The organism is Paenibacillus sp. FSL E2-8871 (assembly GCF_038000345.1).
Lineage (GTDB): Bacteria > Bacillota > Bacilli > Paenibacillales > Paenibacillaceae > Paenibacillus_AQ.
The window spans coordinates 5,261,908-5,284,644 of record NZ_JBBOBV010000001.1 but is presented as its reverse complement, the minus strand read 5'-3'; the positions used below and the strand labels follow the sequence as shown (position 1 = coordinate 5,284,644).

At 44.5% G+C, this 22,737-nt stretch carries 22 protein-coding genes; 5 read left to right on the top strand and 17 right to left on the bottom strand.

The window, feature by feature from the left end:
- Nucleotides 1–17: 17 nt before the first annotated feature.
- Nucleotides 18–578 (bottom strand): GNAT family N-acetyltransferase, encoded by a 561-nt coding sequence (locus NYE25_RS23920; protein ID WP_341146991.1) that lies wholly within the window; start codon nt 576–578, stop codon nt 18–20.
- Between the two features lie 184 nt (nt 579–762).
- On the bottom strand, nt 763–1,044 hold the full coding sequence (locus NYE25_RS23915) for a hypothetical protein (protein ID WP_094874766.1): 282 nt from the start codon (nt 1,042–1,044) through the stop codon (nt 763–765).
- Between the two features lie 227 nt (nt 1,045–1,271).
- Between NYE25_RS23915 and NYE25_RS23910 the strand changes: the two genes are divergently transcribed.
- Entirely contained in the window at nt 1,272–1,751 is a 480-nt protein-coding gene (locus NYE25_RS23910; protein WP_042184630.1) for a GAF domain-containing protein, read from the top strand.
- Between the two features lie 84 nt (nt 1,752–1,835).
- On the opposite strand, the gene NYE25_RS23905 is transcribed toward NYE25_RS23910, so the two are convergent.
- From NYE25_RS23905 to NYE25_RS23895, 3 genes are all read right to left on the bottom strand, one after another.
- Entirely contained in the window at nt 1,836–4,268 is a 2,433-nt protein-coding gene (locus NYE25_RS23905) for a glycogen/starch/alpha-glucan phosphorylase (RefSeq protein WP_341146990.1), read from the bottom strand.
- Between the two features lie 97 nt (nt 4,269–4,365).
- Nucleotides 4,366–5,469, bottom strand: coding sequence for a glucose-1-phosphate adenylyltransferase subunit GlgD (gene glgD, locus NYE25_RS23900; protein ID WP_042184625.1), 1,104 nt, complete (start codon nt 5,467–5,469; stop codon nt 4,366–4,368).
- Between the two features lie 122 nt (nt 5,470–5,591).
- Entirely contained in the window at nt 5,592–6,755 is a 1,164-nt protein-coding gene (locus NYE25_RS23895) for a glucose-1-phosphate adenylyltransferase (RefSeq protein ID WP_042184623.1), read from the bottom strand.
- Nucleotides 6,756–7,218: 463 nt separating this feature from the next.
- On the opposite strand from NYE25_RS23895, the gene NYE25_RS23890 reads away from it, so the two are divergent.
- The 3 genes from NYE25_RS23890 to NYE25_RS23880 all read left to right on the top strand — a co-directional run bounded on the left by NYE25_RS23890 (nt 7,219) and on the right by NYE25_RS23880 (nt 10,197).
- Nucleotides 7,219–7,902 (top strand): response regulator transcription factor, encoded by a 684-nt coding sequence (locus NYE25_RS23890; RefSeq protein WP_076116779.1) that lies wholly within the window; start codon nt 7,219–7,221, stop codon nt 7,900–7,902.
- Complete coding sequence (locus NYE25_RS23885; protein ID WP_341146989.1) at nt 7,899–9,482, top strand: sensor histidine kinase; 1,584 nt, start codon at nt 7,899–7,901, stop codon at nt 9,480–9,482. The genes NYE25_RS23890 and NYE25_RS23885 overlap by 4 nt, the downstream gene beginning before the upstream one ends.
- A gap of 148 nt (nt 9,483–9,630) precedes the next feature.
- A complete protein-coding gene (locus NYE25_RS23880; RefSeq protein WP_076116777.1) occupies nt 9,631–10,197 on the top strand; it encodes an FAD-dependent oxidoreductase in 567 nt (188 codons plus the stop codon).
- Between the two features lie 374 nt (nt 10,198–10,571).
- Here the strand turns inward: NYE25_RS23880 and galU are convergent, their stop codons facing one another.
- The 11 genes from galU to NYE25_RS23825 all read right to left on the bottom strand — a co-directional run bounded on the left by galU (nt 10,572) and on the right by NYE25_RS23825 (nt 21,460).
- Nucleotides 10,572–11,483 carry a UTP--glucose-1-phosphate uridylyltransferase GalU gene (gene galU / locus NYE25_RS23875; protein ID WP_341146988.1) on the bottom strand — a complete coding sequence of 304 codons (912 nt, stop codon included), beginning with the start codon at nt 11,481–11,483 and terminating at the stop codon, nt 10,572–10,574.
- Between the two features lie 21 nt (nt 11,484–11,504).
- The gene (locus NYE25_RS23870) at nt 11,505–12,485 is read right to left on the bottom strand and encodes a glycosyltransferase family 2 protein (protein WP_341146987.1); all 981 of its coding nucleotides are present in this window, start codon (nt 12,483–12,485) and stop codon (nt 11,505–11,507) included.
- A gap of 78 nt (nt 12,486–12,563) precedes the next feature.
- Nucleotides 12,564–14,717 carry a glycosyltransferase family 39 protein gene (locus NYE25_RS23865; protein WP_341146986.1) on the bottom strand — a complete coding sequence of 718 codons (2,154 nt, stop codon included), beginning with the start codon at nt 14,715–14,717 and terminating at the stop codon, nt 12,564–12,566.
- Between the two features lie 218 nt (nt 14,718–14,935).
- Nucleotides 14,936–15,481, bottom strand: coding sequence for a DUF1697 domain-containing protein (locus tag NYE25_RS23860; RefSeq protein WP_341146985.1), 546 nt, complete (start codon nt 15,479–15,481; stop codon nt 14,936–14,938).
- A 28-nt stretch (nt 15,482–15,509) separates the two neighbouring features.
- Entirely contained in the window at nt 15,510–16,328 is an 819-nt protein-coding gene (locus tag NYE25_RS23855) for a phosphotransferase family protein (RefSeq protein ID WP_341058899.1), read from the bottom strand.
- Nucleotides 16,329–16,342: 14 nt separating this feature from the next.
- A complete protein-coding gene (locus NYE25_RS23850; protein WP_042184604.1) occupies nt 16,343–16,639 on the bottom strand; it encodes an antibiotic biosynthesis monooxygenase family protein in 297 nt (98 codons plus the stop codon).
- A 19-nt stretch (nt 16,640–16,658) separates the two neighbouring features.
- Nucleotides 16,659–17,285, bottom strand: a complete 627-nt coding sequence (locus NYE25_RS23845) for a hypothetical protein (RefSeq protein WP_076285896.1) — start codon at nt 17,283–17,285, stop codon at nt 16,659–16,661.
- A gap of 129 nt (nt 17,286–17,414) precedes the next feature.
- The gene (locus NYE25_RS23840) at nt 17,415–18,521 is read right to left on the bottom strand and encodes a GerAB/ArcD/ProY family transporter (RefSeq protein WP_341146984.1); all 1,107 of its coding nucleotides are present in this window, start codon (nt 18,519–18,521) and stop codon (nt 17,415–17,417) included.
- Nucleotides 18,522–18,544: 23 nt separating this feature from the next.
- Nucleotides 18,545–18,757, bottom strand: coding sequence for a hypothetical protein (locus NYE25_RS23835; protein WP_143759527.1), 213 nt, complete (start codon nt 18,755–18,757; stop codon nt 18,545–18,547).
- Nucleotides 18,750–19,913: a Ger(x)C family spore germination protein gene (locus NYE25_RS23830; RefSeq protein ID WP_341146983.1), complete on the bottom strand. Its 1,164-nt coding sequence runs from the start codon at nt 19,911–19,913 to the stop codon at nt 18,750–18,752. The genes NYE25_RS23835 and NYE25_RS23830 overlap by 8 nt, the downstream gene beginning before the upstream one ends.
- Nucleotides 19,910–21,460, bottom strand: a complete 1,551-nt coding sequence (locus NYE25_RS23825; RefSeq protein ID WP_341146982.1) for a spore germination protein — start codon at nt 21,458–21,460, stop codon at nt 19,910–19,912. Before NYE25_RS23825 ends, NYE25_RS23830 begins: the two co-directional genes overlap by 4 nt.
- A 222-nt stretch (nt 21,461–21,682) precedes the next feature.
- Here NYE25_RS23825 and NYE25_RS23820 point away from each other — a divergent pair, with 222 nt between their 5' ends.
- The gene (locus NYE25_RS23820; protein ID WP_042184593.1) at nt 21,683–22,000 is read left to right on the top strand and encodes an MGMT family protein; all 318 of its coding nucleotides are present in this window, start codon (nt 21,683–21,685) and stop codon (nt 21,998–22,000) included.
- Here NYE25_RS23820 and NYE25_RS23815 read toward each other — a convergent pair.
- The gene (locus tag NYE25_RS23815) at nt 21,997–22,698 is read right to left on the bottom strand and encodes a DUF1361 domain-containing protein (RefSeq protein ID WP_341146981.1); all 702 of its coding nucleotides are present in this window, start codon (nt 22,696–22,698) and stop codon (nt 21,997–21,999) included. The genes NYE25_RS23820 and NYE25_RS23815 overlap by 4 nt on opposite strands.
- Nucleotides 22,699–22,737 lie beyond the last annotated feature (39 nt).

Below are 22,737 nucleotides of genomic sequence, written 5' to 3'. Positions count from 1 at the left end.
AACCCTCTCTTTATGTATTAAGTGGATTGCCACTCCTCGCGCAGTAGAGCATGGAGAGCAGTATCCTGAAATCCGGAAGCGATCTGCCTGTATTGACGCAATACGCCTTCCTTCTGAAATCCAAGCGTATGAACCAGCCTCTCCGCACGGATATTATCAGGATGACAGAGCGCTTCAATCCGATTCAAGCCCATAATATTGAAACCAAAATCGAGTACAAGCCCAAGCGCTTCTTTCATATATCCAAGCCCCCAATAGGCAGGCGACAGATCACAGCCTATTTCACCACGGTAAGCTCCCTGAAGCTGCCAATGGTTAAATCCACAGCTACCTATGACTTCCTCCCCAGGTCCAATAATACTCCAACGTAAGCTCTCCTCTTCCTGAGCCATCTGTGATAGAAGGTCGATAAGCTGCTTCGTCTCTTCTATAGAGGATAATGCCGGTGCACCCAGCCAGAGAGAAACTTCCGGATGAGACCAAACCTGAAATAACGCTGAAGCATGCTCAGTAGTCATAGCACATAATTTTAATCTTCTACCGATCAGTGTAGGTGTCACTCCATTGCATAGATACAATTCTCCGCTCCCCCTTCAACTTATCAATTATACATCATTCAAGAGTATATCCTTAAGCTAAAAGTTCTAATTTCTTTAACTTTGAAAAGAACAAATTGTATCCTCTCACGTAAAAAGCGCCTGCATCAGAAGGGTAATTCTCCCTTGATACAGACACTTTTATGGAACTTTGCTTTAAATGATTTCATTCTGCTCCCTGAATAACTTCACTACACAGCACCTGAAGTTTGGCTCGAATATCCTTGAACTCTTCAATACCCGTGCCAGTAATACTGTACCCTTCACTATGTGCAGTCAGAAAGTTGTCCAGCGTCAGCTTTTCCAATTCCTGTTTCACTTCGCGTTCTCCTACACGATACCCCATGTCTTCCAGTCCGAGCAGCATCTCCGAGATCGTCACATCTTTATCATGAGCACAATAAAGCATGTGAATTCCTATGAACAAGTTCTGTACATCAGCGCGCATATTCCACTCCTTCTGGCAACAAAGCCTTCGGTATTTACTCTTGCATTACCCTATGACAGTTCATTGGAAACATCATCACAAGGGTTCAGTGCTACAGAGGGATCATAGCCCATCCCAAAATATTACAAAACAATGTTGTGTCTTGACGTACCCCTCATAGCTGTACTATGTTGTTAGTTACAGTTATGGTTTCATATTGAATTTAAAGTACAGGAAGGTGATGCTTCATGTTTCAAGCTATGCCATATGATGGAACGCGCAGCGAGCAGTTTGAAGCCGTTCTAATCCAACTCGAAGCATTGATAAAGGACGAACCAAGTGCTACAGCCAATCTGGCTAATGCTTCGGCACTACTTAAACACGCTCTACCGGATACGAATTGGGCCGGTTTTTATTTATTTGACGGCAAGGAGCTAGTACTTGGACCTTTTCAAGGCCTCCCTGCATGCATTCGAATTCCGCTATCTCGCGGGGTGTGCGGAACGGCAGCCGCCGAGCGGCGCACACTTGTAGTAGGTGATGTGCATGCATTCCCAGGTCATATCGCCTGTGATGCAGCCTCCAACAGCGAGATTGTTGTTCCTTTAATAAAGGATGATCGCTTGCTTGGCGTACTTGATATCGACAGTCCGCTCAAGGATCGCTTTGATGATGAAGAACGCCGGTTTCTGGAGCGGTTCGCAGCTTTAGTATCGGAAGCTATCTAAAGTCATCTTCTTATATCCTATAAGAAAAAGGCTGTCTTATTTGTAGGGGTTACCTACTTATAAGACAGCCTTTTTATGTTGATCCTACAGTCGAACTGGACTAATGTTCCAAATCTCAGCTGCATAGCGACTAATTGTGTTATCGCTGGAGAATTTACCGGAATGACCAATATTAATAATGGACTTCTTCAGCCATTCTTGCCGGTTGCGATATGCCCGATCAATTTCGACGTGCGTCTCAACGTAACTAGCGAAATCCTTCAGGACAAAAAACTCATCGTTATTATCCAGAAGTGAGTGGAAAATGCTCTCAAACTCCGTAGCGTGACAACATATAGGTCCTGGTTTGATTAACTGATCCAGCACTTCTTTCACACGACTATCCCCGTTGTAAATATCACGCGCATGATAACCGCCATGCTGGTAGTAATCCATGACCTGCTCAGCACGAAGTCCGAACAGGAACATATTGTTGTCTCCCACCATTTCATGCATTTCTACATTTGCGCCATCCATCGTTCCTACCGTCAATGCACCGTTCATCATAAACTTCATATTCCCGGTACCGGATGCTTCTTTGCTGGCTGTAGAAATCTGCTCACTGATGTCCGCTGCAGGAATGATCTTTTCTGCTAGGGATACCGAATAATTTTCAAGGAAAAAGATACGAATCTTCCCTTTAACATCCGGATCTTTATTGACTACCTCCGCTACTGTATTAATCAGTTTGATAATCCGCTTCGCCAGATGATAACTTGGCGCTGCCTTTGCTCCGAATATAAACGTGCGTGGAACCATATCCATCGAAGGATTATCTTTGATTTGATTGTACAAATGCAGAATATGCAAAATATTAAGCAACTGGCGCTTGTAGGCATGTAGACGTTTCACCTGTACATCAAAGATAGAGTCAGGATCGACATGTACTGAATGCTTATTGTAGATGTACTCTGCAAGACGAAGCTTATTCTGGCGCTTAATACTGGCTACTTGTTCCTGGAAGGAAGCATCCTCACAATATTTAATCAAGCCAATCATTTCTTGAGGATGGCTCACCCAACGGGTCCCTATCGATTGATTGATTAAATTAGCCAGATCTGGATTGGCATGCAGTAACCATCGCCGATGGGTAATTCCGTTCGTCTTATTATTGAAACGGTGTGGATACATTTCATTAAAAAGTCGCATCTCACGCTTCATTAATATTTCTGTATGCAGCGCCGCTACTCCATTGACACTATGGCTCGCTACAATCGCCAGATGAGCCATCCGAACTTGATCATCATGAATAATCGCCATCTGCGCAATTCGATCCTGATCCCCCGGATAACGACTCATAAGCTCGCCACAGAAACGCGCATTGATCTCTTCAATGATAAGAAATATACGTGGCAGTAGCTCCCTAACCATTTGAATAGGCCATTTCTCAAGCGCCTCGCTCAGAATAGTGTGATTAGTGTAAGAGACCATACGCGTCGTGATACTCCATGCCTCATCCCATCCTAAACCATGTACATCCATCAGAATCCTCATCAATTCAGGAATCACCAACGTTGGATGTGTATCATTAATATGAAGAGCAACCTTGTCTGGCAGCGATTCTATAGGAATCCCAAGCTTGGCATAGGTACGCAGAATACTTTGCAGCCCCGCGCTACAGAGGAAATACTGTTGCTTCAGGCGAAGCAGCTTGCCTTCGTATTGAGAGTCATCTGGGTAAAGGAACTCCGAAATGGATTCTACTGAACGCTTATACTCCAGAAACTTATGATAGTCCGTCCCGGCAAAAGAACCAAAGGTTCTTGATGGCTGGGTGATGGATTCCGCACTCCAATTACGCAGTGTATTCACATGCCGGCGATCAGCACCAATGATAGGGACATCGTAAGGCACTGCACGAACAGCCTCATATTGCGTATGATCAAATATGAGCCGTCCGTTCTCTTCGCGGGTCTCGATAGTCCCCCAGAACCTAACTTCAACCTGCTTGTCTTCGCGGCGCACTTCCCATACATTATCATTCTGCAGCCAGTAATCAGGAAGTTCCACTTGATACCCATCAACGATCTTCTGCTCGAACAGGCCATATTTATACCGTATACCACAGCCATGTCCCGCATATTGCAGGGAAGCGAGTGAGTCTAGGAAGCAGGCGGCCAAACGACCGAGACCTCCATTCCCTAACCCAGCGTCCGATTCCTCCTCCTCTATATCCTGCAAACAAAAGCCAAGGTCCGCTAAACCTTCACGTACTACTTCCAGTACACCCATATTCAACAGATTGTTCCCCAGAAGCCTACCGATCAAGAACTCCATTGAAAAATAGTAAACCTGCTTATCTTTATCGAGCTTATATTTCTGGTTCGTTTCCGCCCAATTTTTCCCGGCGTTCTCACGAATCATGTTGCCCAGTATTTTATAGACATCGGCATTCGAGGCTTCCTCAAGCGGTTTACCTAATTTACCAATGAGGGTCTCACGGAATGCCTGTTTGAAAGATTCTTTATCGTTAAACAACAGTAGGTCCTCCTGACAAATGCTTTTATTAGAAGTGCAGCAGACTGTGCCATTAGATCAGATAGGTTAATACTGCTTTGTTCATCTAATCCAGTCGTTAGATCTTGCTGCTCTTGGCGATGACGAATGGACGTTTGCTATCTCCAACAAGAATTCGATTCTTACTCAAATGTACGTCTTTATCCATGATTACATTCTCAATGACCGCATTTTCTTCGATGACGCATTTTTGCATAATTACTGAGTTGATGATCTTCGCTCCCTTACGTACCTGAACCCCCCGAAAGATCACGCTGTTCTCTACCGTTCCAGCTATAATGCAGCCATTAGCCACCAACGAATTACTGACATTAGCACTTTCCAAGTATCGGGTCGGAGCCTCATATTTTATCTTCGTCTGTACCGGGCTTTCTTTGAACAAACTGAAGTAATTCTCCTGCTGGAGCAGTTCCAAACTGTTCTTATAATAACTCTCTAATGAATTAATTACGGCATGATAGCCATGATATTCGTATGCGGCGATATTAAATTTGTGTCGGTTCTTCTGAACTACATCTCGGAAAAAATAACTCTCTCCATGCGCAATGCAATGCTCCACCTGCTCCAAGAACAGTTTTTTCTCCATAATGAAGATATCCAGATATAAATTAGGATGGTCTTTCTCATGATGGATATTAGTCACCTTATTCTCTTCGTCTACTTCAATACGCTGGCATAGATCATGTTCTGGCTGCAGTTCTTCAATCTTTTTATACACTACTGTAACGTCGGCACCCTTCTCCAGATGGTAACTATATAAATCCTGAAGATCGATCGTATTGATATGCTGGCTGCCGGAAAACACGATATATTTAGCAGATCCCCGTTTAAAAAGATCCAGATTGTTATGATAATGCTGTAAGTCCCCGAGAGAAGTATCCGTTGGATCGTTCCAGTCTGGAGGCAAAATGAATAATCCCCCATGCTTGCGGTTCATATCCCACGATTTCCCGTCACCCAAATGGTCCATTAGAGAACGGTATTTACGGCGGACGAACAGGCCAACGCTCTCCAGGTCTGCACGCATCATATTAGAAAGCACGAAATCAATCAACCGATAACGACTGGCAAAAGGTACGGCTGCACCACAGCGGAAATAAGTGAGTTCATTTAGTTTGTCGAGTTCATGATCCAGATTAATTACACCCATGAGTTGCTTCATCGGAATCCACCGTCCTCTTATAATTTATAAGAAAGTATAAGTTTCACGATATACTTTATCCTTATAAATCTCGCATAAACGCTTACCGTCCCTAGAAGGACGCCGAAGGCGTTTTAGCTTGATTATATGGTTTTGGCCACAGCTGATTTACGTTTTTTGCTTTTATTGTCGATCAGCAGAATTTCGTTCTCGTTCTCCCGTTCGATGCCTATTTCCATATAATCGTCGATTACCGTATTCTCACTAATAATCGCTTTATGAATGCGTACGTTCTTGCCAATCTTGACCTTAGGCATAATCACGGAGTCCGTAATTACACTTCCTTCACCTACTTCTACCCCATAAAAGAGAACCGAATGATTCACTTCTCCGTGCACTATGCAGCCTTCATTAATAATGCAGCCTGACACTTTCGCCCCAGGGGCAACATATTGGGCAGGTTGATTCGGATTACGCGTAAAAATGCGCCAGCTGGGATCATTTAGATTAAGTGGAGGGGTATCGCTCAGCAAATCCATATTTGCTTCCCATAAGCTAGTTACTGTACCTACATCTCTCCAGTATCCCTCAAAAGGGTACGCAAATAAGGAGTTTCCGTCCTCCAGCATTAAAGGAATGATATCCTTGCCGAAATCGTGGGATGATCCTACATTCTCCCCGTCCTCTAGTAAATGCTTGCGGAGAACCTCCCATTTGAAGATATACACACCCATAGAAGCTAATGTGCTTTTTGGCTGAGCGGGCTTTTCCTCAAATTCGTAAATTTTTAGATCGTCCTCCGTATTCAAAATTCCAAATCGGCTTGCTTCCTCCAGCGGAACGTCAATGACAGAAATTGTGCAATCAGCGTTTCTTTCCTTGTGGTATTGAAGCATAGCGTGATAATCCATTTTATAAATGTGATCACCGGACAGAATAAGAACATGCTCTGGATCAAACTGATCCACAAACTTAAGATTCCGATAAATCGCATCGGCTGTTCCTCGATACCAGCTGCTTCCATTCTCACGTTCATGCGGTGGCAACACGAATACCCCACCGTTCTTACGGTTCAAATCCCAATCGCTGCCTACTCCGATGTAAGAATGCAGTATGAGTGGCTCATATTGAGTCAGCACACCAACTGTATCAATACCTGAATTGGAACAGTTACTTAAAGGGAAGTCGATGATCCGATAGGTCCCTCCAAAATAAACAGCGGGCTTGGCAAGCGATTTGGTTAAACCTTTCAATCTTTTGCCTTGGCCTCCAGCCAATAGCATGGCTACCATTTCCTTTTTCTTCATGGAAAAGCCTCCCTTGACTTATGGGTAATATGAAGTTCAGCAAGCACAGGTTGAATGAACAGAAGTTCCAAAAAGAAGTGAATGAACAAGAAATACACTTGAAAGAAATGAGCCTTGATAGGAAGATGGACAAAGATGAGAGAAACGTGGAAGGAAATGTAACACGGTCGAATAACCTTTCCTAAAATGGGTAACTTTCACCAAAATCAGGAGATTATCCTTATTGTAAAGTGTTCTATATCCGCCGTCAAAACCCTTTATCACATTTTCGAAAATTCGAATTTTTTAACCTTGTTTGTTATTAAACACATTAATATTACTTATAACTAAATTAACCGCTTTGAATCATCATGAAATAAGAAAAGGCTCCTTTAATCGTAAAGCAAAGGGACTCATCTTCAGCAAACATTCAACCGAATATGTCATAATGTAGCTATCTATCACTGATTTGGAGGTACCTATGATGAAAGCAGCTCAAGGCGTTCGACTACTGCTCGTAGATGATGAGCCTCATATATTACAATTTCTAGAGTTGGGTCTCCTTAACGAAGGATTTGAAGTCAGAACCGCACCCGACGGAATCACAGCCATCTCGGTCGCTGCTGAGTTCAAGCCACATGTAGCCATCCTAGATGTCATGATGCCTGGCATGGATGGATTCGAGTTATGTCATTACCTTCGCTCGGAAGAGACGGAACTAGCCGTTATTATGCTAACTGCAAAGGATGAAGTGGACGACCGAGTTAAGGGTCTCACTATTGGTGCTGACGATTATATGGTCAAGCCCTTCAGCTTCGACGAATTGCTTGCCCGAATTCAAGCGCGGCTACGCAATCAGTTTCCAGGTCTGCTCGGCGAGGTTCGCTGCGGTCCATTCCGAATTGATAGCCGTAGAAAAGAAATTCGCTTCAAGGAAGAAGTCCTTGAACTCTCCCCCACGGAATACGAGTTATTGCAGTATCTCGTTATTAATCACGGCCTTGTACTAAGTAAACCCATGATTCTTGATAAAGTGTGGGGCTATGACTTTGGTGGTGAGGAAAATATCGTTGAGGTCTATATCCGTTCGCTTCGCGAGAAGCTCGGGGATAAGGAGCACCGTATTATCCGTACCCTGCGTGGAGCAGGCTACCGGGTAGATCTATGAGTACGCGCATCTCTAGATGGTTTCGTAAGCTGCCTGCACCACGTTCTCTGCGCAAGCAGTTGCTAGCCATTTCGCTGCTCATTCTATCAGGATTGCTGCTGCTAATCGGAGTATTACAATATATACTCATGCGGGATTTCATATATAGCAATAGAGCAGAGTCTATGGAAGCGCAAATACGTTCTGTTCCCCGTGAGATATTTTTCAACTTTTTCAATTCCTATGACGAGGACACCATAACTCCGAATGAGGGAAACACCGAGTATAATGGCAATTTGCCTGGGGAAAGAAACGGCGAGAATAAAATCCCAAATGGTCAAAGAACCGGTGAGAATAGGCGTCCACTCCTGCTGGATGCCCATACAACCCTCGCTATTTATAGCTCAGATGGCACCTTCAGGGACTTACAGCAAATGACTTTGTCTGATTCAGCCGCGCCTAGGTTAACGAATGAGCAATACAATAATCTGCTCATTCATACCACGGATAGAGCAACAGGAAATTACAAGCTCATAGAGGCCGATGACGGCACTGAACATCTGGCTATTTTCTTGAATCTCTATAGACCTGGAAATACTCGATTGCTACTCCAAATGAGTGTGAATACCGGACCTCTTACGGATGTAATCTTACAGCAATTGATGATCTACGCAGGTTTGTCAGTGATTGCTTTATTGGCTGGCTTCTTCCTATACTTGCCTGCCCTTCGAAAGACGCTGGTCCCTCTTTCAAATATGGGAGAGTCCGCCGAGATCATTGATGCCGGTAATCTGGATATCCGATTTCCAATTAACCAAGGCCAGACTGAGATCGACAAGCTGGCTCATTCATTCAATGGTATGCTCGAGCGTCTCGAAATATCCTTTCATAATGAACGGGAAGCCAAGGAACAGATGCGCCGCTTCGCTGCCGATGCTTCTCACGAGCTGCGAACGCCGCTGACCTCGATCCACGGTTTTCTGGAGGTCTTACTGAGAGGCGCTGCGGACAACAAAGAACAGTTATACAATTCATTGCGAAGCATGCATGGCGAATCGAAACGGATCAATAAGCTGGTGGAGGATTTGCTGCTGCTCGCTCGGATGGACGGCGCCCCTCAACTGCGGATGACGGATCTGCTGCTCGGTGAGGTCATTTCCGAAATGAAGCCGCATCTGCTCTTGTTAGCGGATCAGCGTAAGGTTACTTTTGATATCTCGTATGGCATCCATGGTAAATATGAACCCAATAAAATCAAACAGGTGATTCTGAATCTATTCCACAATGCAGTTCAGCATACGGATACAGAATTTGGCACCATTCATCTCTCTTTACATGCTAGAGGAAATGAGGCCATTCTAACGGTGCAAGACAACGGCTACGGGATTTCTCCAGAGCATATCCCACATATCTTCGATCGCTTCTACCGCAGCGATTCTTCTCGTACACGAAAATATGGTGGATCTGGACTCGGCCTTTCTATTACCAAGTCTATCGTGGAGGCACATCACGGCAAGATTAGTGTAAGCAGCACTCTCGGTGAGGGAACAACGTTCAGGGTTACCCTTCCTTGCGAGCAAGGATTAGCCAAGAGAGAGTAACAACCGTTATAATAGATGATAGACTTAAGCCTATGTCTACGATGCCAGTTTTGCTATGTTGTCCATTCTAAGGAGCATCGCTCCGCAAAACTTAAGCCTATGCTTTCGATGCGAGTTTTGCTTCACAAAACTTTTAGGAGGTCAAAAAATGTACGAAATCGCCGTAATTGGAGCCGGTCCTGCCGGTGCAAGCGCAGCCCTGTTCGCCGCCAAGGCGGGCAAAAAAACGCTGCTGATCGACAATGATAAAGGCATGACCCGTAGAGGATGGTTTGAGAACTTTTATGGAATTTCTGAAGTAGGCGGTCCTGATCTCGTAGAAACCGGACATAAGCAAGCCGTCAAATTCGGCGCTGAGCTGGTAGCAGAACAAGCTATTAACCTCACTTCCAGCGGCAATGGATTTGTCATTGAGACCGAAGACGGAATTATTTATGAAGCCAAACATGTTATTCTTGCAACAGGCGCCCTTACCGATCTAGCCGCCAAAGCAGGCGTGGAAACTAAGGATGGTACAGAGCCGAGAATCAAGACAGTAGTCGCTGTTAATCCAGAAGGCAAAACAAATATTGAAGGCATTTGGGCTGCAGGTACCGTTGCCGGAGTAAGTGTACATGCCATTATTACGGCAGGCGATGGCGCGAAGGTAGCCATTAATGTGATTAGCGAGTTAAATGGTACGCGTTACGTGGATCATGATGTACTAAAGGCTTAATCAATGACTGAAAATATAGATCCGGAGACGATTCTTAGGAATCTGTCCTCCGGATTTTTTATATCGCAAAAAATAACTGCACTTGGTGCAGTTATTTCATACTTCATCCCCTCTATGACTCTTTTAAGTGTAGTTTATGCAACTAAAAACAGATGGAAGGAGTATTTCCATTGGATTATGAAGAAATAAGTGTATCAAGTGCAACTAAGTCGATACATAGCAGTCTGATGCGCTTTTTAATTGTATAAAGTACACTTATTTATTCATCCTCACCTCCCCTGTAAACGCCCCACGCGCAAAAAAACTGCCCCAAACATCATCCCACCGCCGCCGAAGACGATGTTAGGATCGTTTGAAACAGTCTACTTTAATCACTAGCGTGTACCCCAAGGTAACGCCCCCAGTTCTTCACTTTCCTTCAGACTCGCAGCCAGCATTTGCAAATACGGAACCAGTAATGGACGCAACTCCTCCCGCATCAATCCGACCTCCAGCGTAGCCTGAATGTAGCCGAATTTATCACCAATATCATAACGTTTGCCGATCAAATCCAGGGCCAGCAAACCTTCATTACGACATACCTCATGCAATGCATCAGTCAGTTGATATTCACCACCTGCTCCCCGTTCAAGGTTAGCCAGCACTGAAAATATCGAAGACTCCAAAATGTAACGTCCCATAATCGCATGCTCTGAAGGTGCCGTATCCAGGGAGGGCTTCTCCACCAAACCTTTAACTTCATGGACGCCTTTTAGAGAACCGCTTGATGAAATAATTCCGTATTTATGAACCTCCTGCCGTGGTACTTGCTGAACACCGACGATGGTCTTCTCCTCTTGTTCATACAATCGCATCATTTGCAGCAGCGCCGGGTCCTCCGAGACCATGATATCGTCACCGAGCAGAACAGCGAAGGGCTCATCGCCAACGAACTGTTCCGCAGAAAGGATGGCGTGACCTAGTCCTAGCGGCTCTTTTTGCCTAATGTAATGAATGCTGGCCAGTTCGCTAATCGCTTGGACTTCACGAAGCAGCTCCTCTTTTCCTTTTTCCAAAAGCGTCTGTTCCAGTTCCACTGATTTATCAAAATGATCTTCAATCGACTTCTTGTTGCGGCCCGTCACGATAATGATGCTTTCAATACCGGATCGAACAGCTTCTTCTACGATATATTGAATCGCCGGCTTATCCACAATGGGCAGCATTTCCTTGGGCTGAGCCTTAGTTGCAGGCAGGAAACGAGTGCCTAAACCCGCGGCGGGAATAACCGCTTTTCTAATCTTCACAACGAATCTCTCCCCTTACATTTATTGACGATGTAGAACTTGCTGTTCACGAACATCCTGCTGTTTCTTACCTTCATAGAACTCTTGAACAATATAGAGCGGACGTCCCTTGGTCTCATCATAAATCCGACCGACATACTCACCCAGAATCCCTAACATAATGAGCACAAAACCATTAAAGGTCAGTGTGATTCCGATCATCGATGCCCAGCCCTTAACGACTGAATCCGTAAAAACCACCAGATATAGCACATACATCAGATATAGAAAGCCGGAAGCCGACAGCAGCATGCCAAGGTATCCTGCCAGCTTCAGCGGCTTATAAGAGAAGGAAGTAATTCCATCCAGCGAGAGCTTGATCATCCGTTTCAGCGGATATTTAGTTTCTCCAGCCAAACGTTCATCGCGTTCATATTCAATGGCTTTTTGCCGAAAACCGACCCAGCTGACTAGCCCGCGTACGAACCGATTTTTCTCCGGCAGGCGTTTGAGCTCCTCACAGACTTTACGATCGATGAGGCGAAAATCCCCTGTATCGACAGGGATAGATATATCAGTTGAATAACGAAGTACTCTATAAAAGAGACTGGCCGTCCACTTTTTGAATAAGGATTCTCCGTTTCGCTTTATCCTTTTGGCATATACAACTTCATACCCCAGCTTCCATTCCGCAATCATGTCCAGAATCAGTTCCGGCGGATCTTGCAAATCGGCATCAATAATGACAACTGCATCCCCTAGGGCGTAATCCATTCCGGCAGTAATAGCGATCTGATGTCCAAAGTTACGAGACAAGTCGATCAGCTTCACACTCTCATCCCAGTAGCTATATTCCTCAATCATCTGGGCGCAATTATCTGTGCTGCCGTCATTCACAAAGATCAGCTCATACACTTCATTAGTTAAACCCATTACTTTTTTGATACGTCGATACGTCTCTTGAATGACCGCCTCTTCGTTAAACATCGGTATAATAATGGAATAGCGCACGTTGGTACTCATGAGCAGCTCCTCCTTAAATTTGAATAATGAAGCGTGCCTGATCTATCTCATAACACGCCTCATAGGATTAACATTTGCCTAGTTTACATTAACTTTGTATAATGTCCCGCTGTTTCCTCCATCGCTTCCTGCCCAATCGGCTGCTGGAACTTCTGTACCATTCTCTGTGATCCAAGTCGTCAACTCGGAGCTTCCCCCGCGTCCACCACCCATACCACCGCTATTGATCAGGAAGTACCTCACCTTTCCGCTCTCTACAAACGACTTTAGGGTATCTGGGGTATACACGGTGTCTGAGTTAGAAAATCCGTTCAAAATAATAACCGATGCACCCTTGTCAACGATATAAGGAGCTGCTGTGCCATAATCCAATGTAGCAAAAAGATAAGGCTCCCCAGTATTGTTCTCCTCCAAATAGGACAACAGACTCTCATTCGCACTTGCGGCGCTATTACGTCCAAAATTGCTTGGACTGCCTCCCATTCCCCCTCTACCCTCACTACTGCTCGGGCCTGCCTCAGGGGTTTGACTGTTCAAGCCATAAGTAATGGGAGTAGCTGCCCAGTAGAGCGGCCCAATTAACAATACTAATACGGCTGCAATGCCTGTCGTATAAATAAAGGATTTCTTCATGCCTTTAAGAACTACCAGTACCAGCGAAACCACTATGCCTGCAGCTAAAATCCCAATGGACCACCCACTGCCAATCGTATCGTTATAAGGATGAACAATGTACCACTGGAAAACTGCTGTAACCAGCGTTGCGGCTGGCAATAGCCAAGACAGCCAACCAGAGTGCTCGCGATATAGCGTCCACAGCTTTGACCATCCTGCACCGACTAACGCTGCAACTGGCGGAGCCATCATCACCAGATAATATTGATGGAAGAACCCTGCGATACTGAAGAACCCCATAACGGGCACCAGCCACGCTAACCAGAAGAGAGCTTCTTTATGAGCCTGAGTAAAGTTCTTTCTCCGCAGATTGGCGAATAATCCAATGATGCCTAGCAATACGAAAGGCAGCATCCAGCTAGCTTGACCTGACAGCTCTGATTGGAACAGGCGCAGTGGGCCTGCTGTTCCTGTATTGAACATTCCGCCTCCGCTTCCACCGCCATTCATGCCGCCGCGATTTCCTCGCCCGCCGTCGTCGCCACCAAATTGCCGGCCTTGACTGTCTGTTCCACTAGGAGGCTGACCTGGTGCACCTCCATCATCGTCACCAGTCTGGCTATTCGAGGTCGAATTTGTGCCTTGCCGGCCCGAAAATGCTGCACGTCCACCATCAGTGCCACTATTACTGCCTGACCCATTCATAGCTGGCGTCTCGCCGTTCATGTTCGGCATCTCACCATTCATAACGGGCATTTCACCGTTCATGTTTGGCATCTCACCGCCATTCATTCCTGGCATTCCACCGCCACCACCACCTGCCCCACGATCCCCCGTTAATCGGGCAACGCCATTGTACCCAAAAGCAAGATTCAGCACTGAATTGGTACCACTGCTGCCGATATAAGGCCGTTTGCTGGCGGGAATCGAATCCACGATCACTGCCCAGGATAAGGAGACTACAAGCAATATTGCTGTGGAGGCTGCCAATACTCCCGTCTTCCGCTTCCAGCTCACTTTGGCAGCTAAGACATAAAAGAAATAAAAAGCCGGCAGAACCATGTACGCCTGTAGCATCTTCTCGTTAAACCCAACACCGATTAACGCAAATGCGGTAAGAACGCTGCCCATCTTGTTACTCTTCGTCCCTTTAAATAGAAACCATGCCGCGAGCAGAAGGGTGAATACAAGCAGCGCATCAATATTGTTCGTCCTGCTGACTGCCGCTGCTACCGGAGTAGTCGCCATGACTAGAGCTGCTATACGTGCTGCCGCTCTGCCAAAGGTAGGCTTCACCAGCAGGTATACAAGTAACACGGAGCCCACGCCGCCGAGTGCCTGTGGCAAAATCACACTCCAACCATGCAGCCCGAAGATAAGCGCGCTAAGTGTCTGAATCCAAAAGGTAACTGGTGGTTTATCCACCGTTACTGAACCCGCGGAGTCCAGTGAAGCGAAGAAGAAATTATGAAAGTTCTGCAGCATACTTCCCACCGCGGTGGTGTAGTATGTATTCACATAGTGGTCATTCCAAACTCCATAACCATACAAAAAAGCGGCAAGTAATAAAATGAGCCAAAGTATAAGATCCGAGCTTATTTTTTTGAACCTACTCATCTCCATCCACTCCTATCCTTTGATCGTCTATATTCCGGCAGTTCTGTGCCCCCGGTTCAATCTTTCTGTAGGTGTATTATTTCACCCTTACCTTAACTCTCAATGAGTCCAAGCTGAATGTTTGCTGAATATACAAGGCCGCCAGAACGCAAAAAAAGCCCCACAACTGTGGAGGCTTTCTGTTCAAATCCCAACCCAAGCAAATATTTTAAAATAGACTATTCCATTCTGCCCATAGTAACGAGCTTATTCGCCGTATTCCAATTACGTGCTGTAATCGTCATACCCAATATTCTGTCAAAAGGAACCTTGAAAAGCGGCGACTGGCTCACACTGACCTCATATAATATATACATCTCTCTGCCGACAAAACGCACTTTATCCGGTCCATTCTCATAAGTGCGCAGTTTATCCAATGCTTCCGCTGAAGGCTCGGCTGGTAAAAAAGTAACATACCATCTTTTGAATTCCTCTGGCTCGGAGAGCTGAAAGGGATCGTTAGCGATCACGTTCTCCATTTCTGCTAAGGTACGGATAATAACAGAGACCTCGAATCCAAAAACCTCATGAATCTTACGTTCAATGACTCCAGTAAGCAGACTCTCCGAACCTTCATCACTCTCAAATACAACATTTCCGCTCTGAATATACGTTCGTACATTTTCAAATCCAAGAGTCTGAAACATCGCCTTCAGGTCCAACATTTTAATAATTTTGTTCCCGCCGACGTTAATTCCACGCAGCAGCGCAATATAGGTAGTCATAGAATACGCCTCCGTTTTTGTGCCATGATCAGCTTACCTCTGCGGCTAAGATTTGTAGACGTTTACGAACTTCTTTTACCAGCAGCTCCTTCTCTGGAGGCGAAAGCCCCTCCACCAGACGCGCGGCAGCGATCGGCAAAATCCAGCGGTCTACGTCCTCATAAGTATGTCCTGATAATCTGAGATACTCTTGAATATATCCCTTAGTTAATTTTTTTCGGATAAAACCAAGCATTAATTTGGAGAATGCAGAAGCTCCCGGAGGCATAGCTCCCAAACTGAACATCACTACGGAACGCGCAGCATCTCCAGCAGGTTCTCCCACTACACCTGTCATCCAGTCGATCACCCAGAGCTGTTCATCCATAAGCACATTGTCGGGATGAAAATCCCCATGACATAAACGAGTGCCTTCCGGTAGCTTCTCCAGATACTTCAGAATGACGGATTTCTCCTCTTCGCTCAGCATAGGCGCTTCCAATATCTGACTTTTCAACATATCCTTTTGCTGGCCGATTTCCTCTGTAGTTTCAAGCTTATGCAAATCACAATGAAGCCCCGCCATCAGCCTGGCATATTGGGTAACTTTCCAAGGCTTCTCACCCATCACCTTTAGCAGGGAGGGACCTTTAATTTGTTGAAATACAATACCTTGTCTTGATTGTTCAAAAATAAGCTCAAAAGGCTGAGGTGTCCGAACACCCCGCGCATGTACAAACTGGCTGATTTTATATTCCCGGCTGACGTGTTGCTCTGCTATATCCTCCCGGTACAATTTAAGAATCCTCTGATCGTCATGCTGCCAGATCTCCGCAGTTCTGCCTTCCCCAACAAGCTTCGCCTTCATTCTACATCCTCCATTTAGTCCAGATTAATGCGGGTAAAATGCTCAACAACCGGAAATGGATCGTAGTAATGGTGAAGTAGCGCCTTCCATTCCTGATACTGGCTGGATTCTCTGAATCCTATGGTGTGATCTTCAAGCGTTCTCCACTTCACAAGCAGCAGATACTTATGATCATCCTCCAAGCAATGTTGCAATTCATGCCCTATGTAGCCTTCGATCGAAGAAATTAAGCTTGATGCCTCCTTGAAGCTTTTTTCAAATTCAGTAGTTAAACCAGGCTTCACTTGCAGCATCGCAGCTTCCAAAATCATAATCAGCATCCTCCAAAGGTTATGTATTTAAAGCATCACGGAAAAATTCATGATAAAAATTAATAATAACAAGCAGAATGGCTAGTGACTCGTTGACCAGCTCTACCTCAAGGCTATGATTAGCATCATCGATTCTATACACTTTTAAATGATGAAGCCCACTAATTTCACCAGAAAGCTGTTCGCTAAATAAAGGGTCGCTTCCGCCATAAATTACAGTCCCACGACTCTGCTGTATCAAAGGGATCGCCTCAGGTAATGGTGTTATATATAGATGAGACGTCTTTTTCTGTATTTCTAGCTCTTCTGCAATTCTCCCTGCTATGACCGAACCCACGCTTTTGCTGATAAATAGAATCTTTTTGTATTCAGGAAGAGATGCAATGGCCGCCTTACATTCCTGAATGAGAATAATCATTTCATCACGCTTAAAACCTACTCTAGCACTCTGGTAGCCATATTCAAGCAGCAGGACATCGCAATTATGTTCCCGAGCTGCTTTGGCCGCATAATCTAGCAGAGGGCGTTCAGCCGAGTAATTTTTACCTGGAAAAATAACAGCCAATGCCTTAGATCCTTGAGTAATATATTTATGTCTAACCTCTCTACCCCAATAAGAGGACATAATGATGTTGCTGACGTTCATACCTGTTTCCCTCTTTTCTAAAACAACCATTCTATATATATCTATCATTATAGCTAACTTATGTTTAGTTTTAAAATCAAAGAATTCCTAATCTTTACTAGAGATCAGGAATGTTCGAAAGTAGGTCTATTACTGTGATGCCACCTGCTTATTTTTACTTTTAGTAACCTTAATTTCAGCACAAATCCATAATACCAGTGGAATAATCACCTGAAATGGAAAGGCATAGATTTTATAAATATGGTAGGAAAAATACTGCATCTCCATGATATCCTTGTACACAAAATCCGCAAGATAAATCATTAACAACCCTATTTGGAGTACAACAGATCGATAACTCATTAACTTGAATACTTTAGCTAACCCGCTGCTTGCTACGTACAGACATACACTCGCTTTTATGAATGCTGTGATTACAAATGCAACCGCCGATGAAGCTTCAATTCGCGTCAGAAAATCGCCTACATTAATACGCCCTGCAGACACATAAGAGGGAAAATATTGACCGGACAGTACTTCAGGACCAAGCATTAGCAGATTGCGCAGTGTAACTATAAGAATAACCACCCCAGAAATCAACACATTTCCTAATAAAATTTTCTTCGCTGAGCTCTTGCCCGATAAACTACTGAATGCTCCTAGAAATATTACAATCTCTGCAAATGGAAAAGAAAACAGACCCAGCGTATCGCTAACTACCGGGTGCCAACCTTTATCGAACAAAGGAAGAAAGTGATGATATTCCAGTTTGGAAATGGCTAGTGTAAGAATTACTATCTCCACAGCGACGGTGAACAGAAGCAGAAGTTTGGCACTTCTCCCCAGCACCTCAATCCCCGACTTAACCACCCAAACGCCCAGTAGGCCAAGACATAACATAGGAGCAAGCATTGGAGTTTCGGTCAAGGCAACCGTCTTACTGAATTCTCCAAAGACATTGAGAACTAGCGCCCCCAGATGAAAAGCATACCAAATGTAGAGACAGGAGATGAATCGCCCGATGACTTTGCCAAACACAGCGATTAGCATATCAAATAAATCCTTACCTGGAAAAATAAGATGAAGTCTGGCATAGATCAATAGAAGAGGAACAACTAGCACCATGGCAAGAAGGACGGAAATCCAATTGCTGTTACCGGATTCCTCCGGAACTCCCATAAATATTGAAGTACCCACAGTAAACAGGACAGCAATACTGATAGCATGGCCTGTAGGTATCATCTCTTTGTTCATCATCTATCTCCTTTTAGTCTTTTCCTCTAAAATAGCTTTTTGATCCAGAATTCCAGCAACGGTGAAGGACTAGGGATCGACCACTTCATTGCCAAAGCAAAAGCAATGCAAAATGAAATTAGACATAATGCGGAACAGACATAAAAATCCCGTTTCATTCCCTGTTTTAACAGTCCGTAAGGATCAATCAATACGATAACCGCATAAATAAACACCACAACAACAACCAATTTAATCACCTTTTTGATGGATCTTGATAGATCTTGACGTCTGCGCACTACTGTCAATAATCACTTCGGAATTCACAACGACTTCCACTTCAGAGAATTCCTTTCCCCAGTCTTTCTCAATCTTCTTCCAGGTCTGTGGCATTTGCTCATGGAGAAGCTCACCAAACCCAAAAATATCAGCATGATAATCTTTCTGTACTCTATGGATAACAGAAAGGATAGCCTTCTGCAATTCCTCCCCAGCCCGCTTCTCTATAACTTTCTTGCTATCACGGTTAGTGAATTCCTCCGGAGCCTTCACCTCATCCAGTCCGGTATGCGTTAACGTATTTATTTGCATTTGGAGCTTACCCTCTACCCAAACCGGCTTTACTTTTGTTCTATTGGACAGAATTTCAAGGGAAAAGGCGGGCTTTCCGTTTTTGTCATTTACGTCTAAAACCCCTCCCTTGATTTGATTATTGGCAAACAGCATGTATTTCGTTTCTTCACCGCTGATCGTGCCGATCATTTTATCCATGGAGAATATCGCTGCTCCACTTACCCGAGCATTTTTTATCTTGTTTGTTTCATGAATATAAATAAGTGGTGCTATAGCATATTCGCCAGAGGCCTCTAACTTATCAATGAAATCCCAAATTTCCACGACGGGAGCAGTACTAACACTATTCTCAAATCTCATCTGTTGTGCAAGTGCATAGGCCATAATACTTTCCGTTAAACTACTTAGATTGATGATTTCCTGAGCCGTCTTCTCTTTGGAGACAAATATATATACATCCGATCTAGTTTCTGTATCTCTGTTATACCAATCAATAATATTGATAACCCCTTCTCGGGCGATCTCCTCACTGAGGATAATCGCCTTAGAATGGCTCCAAAATAATTTTTTCCCTGTGATAGAGATCATTCCTCGCACAATATCAAACATCGTCTCCCCCGTGAGAGAAAGCATCTTAAAGCCAGCCTGACTTGATTTGGAGCCTTCCTTCGTGTCCACAATTTCAGCAGTTACTAACAGCTTTCCATCTGATGCCCCTTTATCAATCGCCACCCCGGCTACAATTGACATGTCTTCAATTTCAATGTAGTTCCAACAACCCACAGTACTCATAAGCACGATCAAAGACACAATGGCAAGAACCATCCTTTTCCACTTGTTCATGGTCGTCTCCCTATTTTGTTGGACCCTTTTCTCTTCATATTTCGTGCCCCGATCATTGCCGGTCGTAGATACATATGCCACCACGGCGCTCTGATAGCTGTATCCTTAATGTCCTGCGGACGGATGGAACCTATCCCTAGCATATAAGGAACCCCAAAGGAGCGAAGGCTCATCAAATGAACCACTAAACCGAGCATTCCAAGAAAATATCCATAAATCCCTAGAAAAAAAACTGCAAATAACAGAACTGCTCTTACTATGATTAACGGACCCGTCAGCCTTGGATTGAGCAGCGTCATGATCCCTGTTAAACCGACTACAATAATCATTGGGGCACTTACTAATCTTGCCTCCACAGCCGCTTGCCCCAACACAAGCGCCCCCACGATACTGATCGCCTGCCCAATATAGGTAGGAATCCGTTCGCCCGCCTCTCTTAGGATTTCAAATATGGTTAACATGAATATGGCCTCCACTACTGTAGGAAAGGGGACTGCTACTCTCGCAGTAGAAATGCTGAGCAATAACTGGGTGGGTATCATCTCCTGACTATAAGTTACCAAGGCCACATATAGAGCCGGAATACTAACAGACAGCAAAGCTCCAACCATTCTTAGCATTCGGTTGAATGAACCAAAATAAAAGTTAATGTAATAGTCCGAACTCGCTTGAAAATTCTCCACAAATACATAGGGTACAGTCATCGCATACGGACTACCTTCCATAAGTAAGGCGACTCTGCCCTCCATTATTTTACTGACTACGGAATCCGGTCGTTCTGTACTTCCTGTCATCTCAAAAGGTGAATATGGCTCGTCTCTTATTAATTCCGAAAGAAATGACGTATCGAGAACAACATCTATATCTACCTGCCCTAGCCGATCCTGCAATTCTTTAACAATATTTGGTGATACTAGGCTTTCCATATAGCAAATGCATATCTGTGTGTTAGAACGTGATCCGATCTTGCTAAAAATAAACTTCAAGTCGGAATCTTGTACTCTTCGGCGGATTTGGGTCAGGTTAACTATCAGCGATTCTGTAAATCCTTCCCGCGGGCCATAAACACTCTTCTCGGTCACTGGCTCCGTAATAGCCTTTTTATCCCAGCCCTGTGCATTAATATTGAGAACACCCGCATAGCCGTCCAGCAGTAATAAGGTCTTTCCAGCTATAATCGCACTGATCATTTCATTTAAATCTGTAGAGGCAACTACATCCGAAATGTTAATGACCTGCGTCCTAATTTTCTCCATTAGCTCCGCTGGGTTGCTATAATCCATTCTGGTGAAGTCAAAAGCCATCAATGGCTTAATAACCCCCTCCTGAATCATATGCTTATCAACCATCCCGTCAACGTTAACTAACCCAAAGCGAAGAGCTTCACTGCCCTCATTATTTATTACTCTTATTCTAAGTGTTCCATCGTCCTTGAATATTTGTCGAAACAGATTCATCATTTCATCTAGTGACGTACTCGGAGTCTGCCCAGACGTCGTATTTTGTTGAGAATCTTTGCGGTTACCTCCTGCTGTCTGTTCCTCCACAGTAGTCACTCCTGTCACAATAGTTTCCTAGAAATTATCCCCCATCTCACTAAATACTATCCGCCAAAATTATACTGTAAAGGGATCAACTTCTTCGCAAAGGAGAGTAAACTCCATCCGTTAAAATAAAAAAAAGCCGCTTTAGCAGCGGCATGTTGAATGGTTTATGATTGTAGTGATCATCTGGTATAATTTGATGAAAATAAGAGATAGGAGCTCCCTATGACACCATTTACAGAACAAGTGATTCGTATCATACAATCTATACCTGAAGGAAAAGTGATGACTTACGGTGGCGTTGCTCGTGCGGCAGGAAGCCCAAGAGGCGCTAGGCAGGTAGTTCGTATCCTTCACTCCATGAGTAGAAAATATAAGCTTCCCTGGCATCGGGTTATCAACGCCAAAGGAATGATCGCCTTGACTGAAGATGAATCCAACTCCCTCCAGAAGCTTTATTTACAGGAGGAAGGAATTATTTTTAATGAAAAAGGTGTGGTAGATCTGAAGCAATACCAATTTGATCCCGAATTTATGGATTAACCACGTATGCGCTTAGCGCCCCTTCCTCTTTCACTGGTTCCAAGACCATTCAGCAAACAGTACATCGTAGCGTAGATAACCAGCAATACAAACGCAATGAACAAGCTAAAAAATACCGACTGTCGATTCAAGCTGTCCATAACCAGTTGGTACAACTGATGCCGGTCCGTCAGTACGTCCCAGCTATTCAGCCTGTAGACTCGGCCAAGCAGGACACCATACCCCCCAAGTACACATGCTGCGAGTACGAATATCCAAGAGAACAGCAGGCTGCTCTTGCGATAAACAACCGTCTGGAACTGGTATAAAGAGAAGAACCCGGTCAACCAGCCGCTCCAAGTGAACAATAAGAGGGTAACCAGATCATACCAATACCGATTCTGAATGGTGCCATCCACGATATATCTGCTTTTTCTTATCGTCAGATGCACCAGATCCGTCATGAGATAAGGCGCGTTCGGAAAGAACAGCAGCCAAGCGACGCCTAGCGGAACAAGCAGCAATCCACCTATCTTCCTTTTATCCAGTTCATAAGCAGCCATAGAGAACAGGAACGGAATCCAAGCCAGGAATAAATTCCAGAGTAAAAATGCATAAAACGAATCCGTCTGTAGTGACACTACACGATATACGGCCAATGTCGCCACAGACAGACCTGCCAAGAGCATAAACACCTTCGGATAATGCAATTCCTTCATGAGCTTATATTCTCCTTATCGAGATAGTTTACATCTAAC

Bases quoted from the DNA above. Each gene is read 5' to 3' on its own strand.
- NYE25_RS23915 (WP_094874766.1), bottom strand. From the start codon at position 1,044: ATGCGCGCTGATGTACAGAACTTGTTCATAGGAATTCACATGCTTTAT.
- NYE25_RS23910 (WP_042184630.1), top strand. From the start codon at position 1,272: ATGTTTCAAGCTATGCCATATGATGGAACGCGCAGCGAGCAGTTTGAA.
- glgD (WP_042184625.1), bottom strand. From the start codon at position 5,469: ATGAAGCAACTCATGGGTGTAATTAATCTGGATCATGAACTCGACAAA.
- NYE25_RS23895 (WP_042184623.1), bottom strand. From the start codon at position 6,755: ATGAAGAAAAAGGAAATGGTAGCCATGCTATTGGCTGGAGGCCAAGGC.
- NYE25_RS23890 (WP_076116779.1), top strand. From the start codon at position 7,219: ATGAAAGCAGCTCAAGGCGTTCGACTACTGCTCGTAGATGATGAGCCT.
- NYE25_RS23885 (WP_341146989.1), top strand. From the start codon at position 7,899: ATGAGTACGCGCATCTCTAGATGGTTTCGTAAGCTGCCTGCACCACGT.
- NYE25_RS23880 (WP_076116777.1), top strand. From the start codon at position 9,631: ATGTACGAAATCGCCGTAATTGGAGCCGGTCCTGCCGGTGCAAGCGCA.
- NYE25_RS23870 (WP_341146987.1), bottom strand. From the start codon at position 12,485: ATGAGTACCAACGTGCGCTATTCCATTATTATACCGATGTTTAACGAA.
- NYE25_RS23865 (WP_341146986.1), bottom strand. From the start codon at position 14,717: ATGAGTAGGTTCAAAAAAATAAGCTCGGATCTTATACTTTGGCTCATT.
- NYE25_RS23860 (WP_341146985.1), bottom strand. From the start codon at position 15,481: ATGACTACCTATATTGCGCTGCTGCGTGGAATTAACGTCGGCGGGAAC.
- NYE25_RS23855 (WP_341058899.1), bottom strand. From the start codon at position 16,328: ATGAAGGCGAAGCTTGTTGGGGAAGGCAGAACTGCGGAGATCTGGCAG.
- NYE25_RS23850 (WP_042184604.1), bottom strand. From the start codon at position 16,639: ATGATTTTGGAAGCTGCGATGCTGCAAGTGAAGCCTGGTTTAACTACT.
- NYE25_RS23845 (WP_076285896.1), bottom strand. From the start codon at position 17,285: ATGAACGTCAGCAACATCATTATGTCCTCTTATTGGGGTAGAGAGGTT.
- NYE25_RS23840 (WP_341146984.1), bottom strand. From the start codon at position 18,521: ATGATGAACAAAGAGATGATACCTACAGGCCATGCTATCAGTATTGCT.
- NYE25_RS23830 (WP_341146983.1), bottom strand. From the start codon at position 19,913: ATGAACAAGTGGAAAAGGATGGTTCTTGCCATTGTGTCTTTGATCGTG.
- NYE25_RS23820 (WP_042184593.1), top strand. From the start codon at position 21,683: ATGACACCATTTACAGAACAAGTGATTCGTATCATACAATCTATACCT.
- NYE25_RS23815 (WP_341146981.1), bottom strand. From the start codon at position 22,698: ATGAAGGAATTGCATTATCCGAAGGTGTTTATGCTCTTGGCAGGTCTG.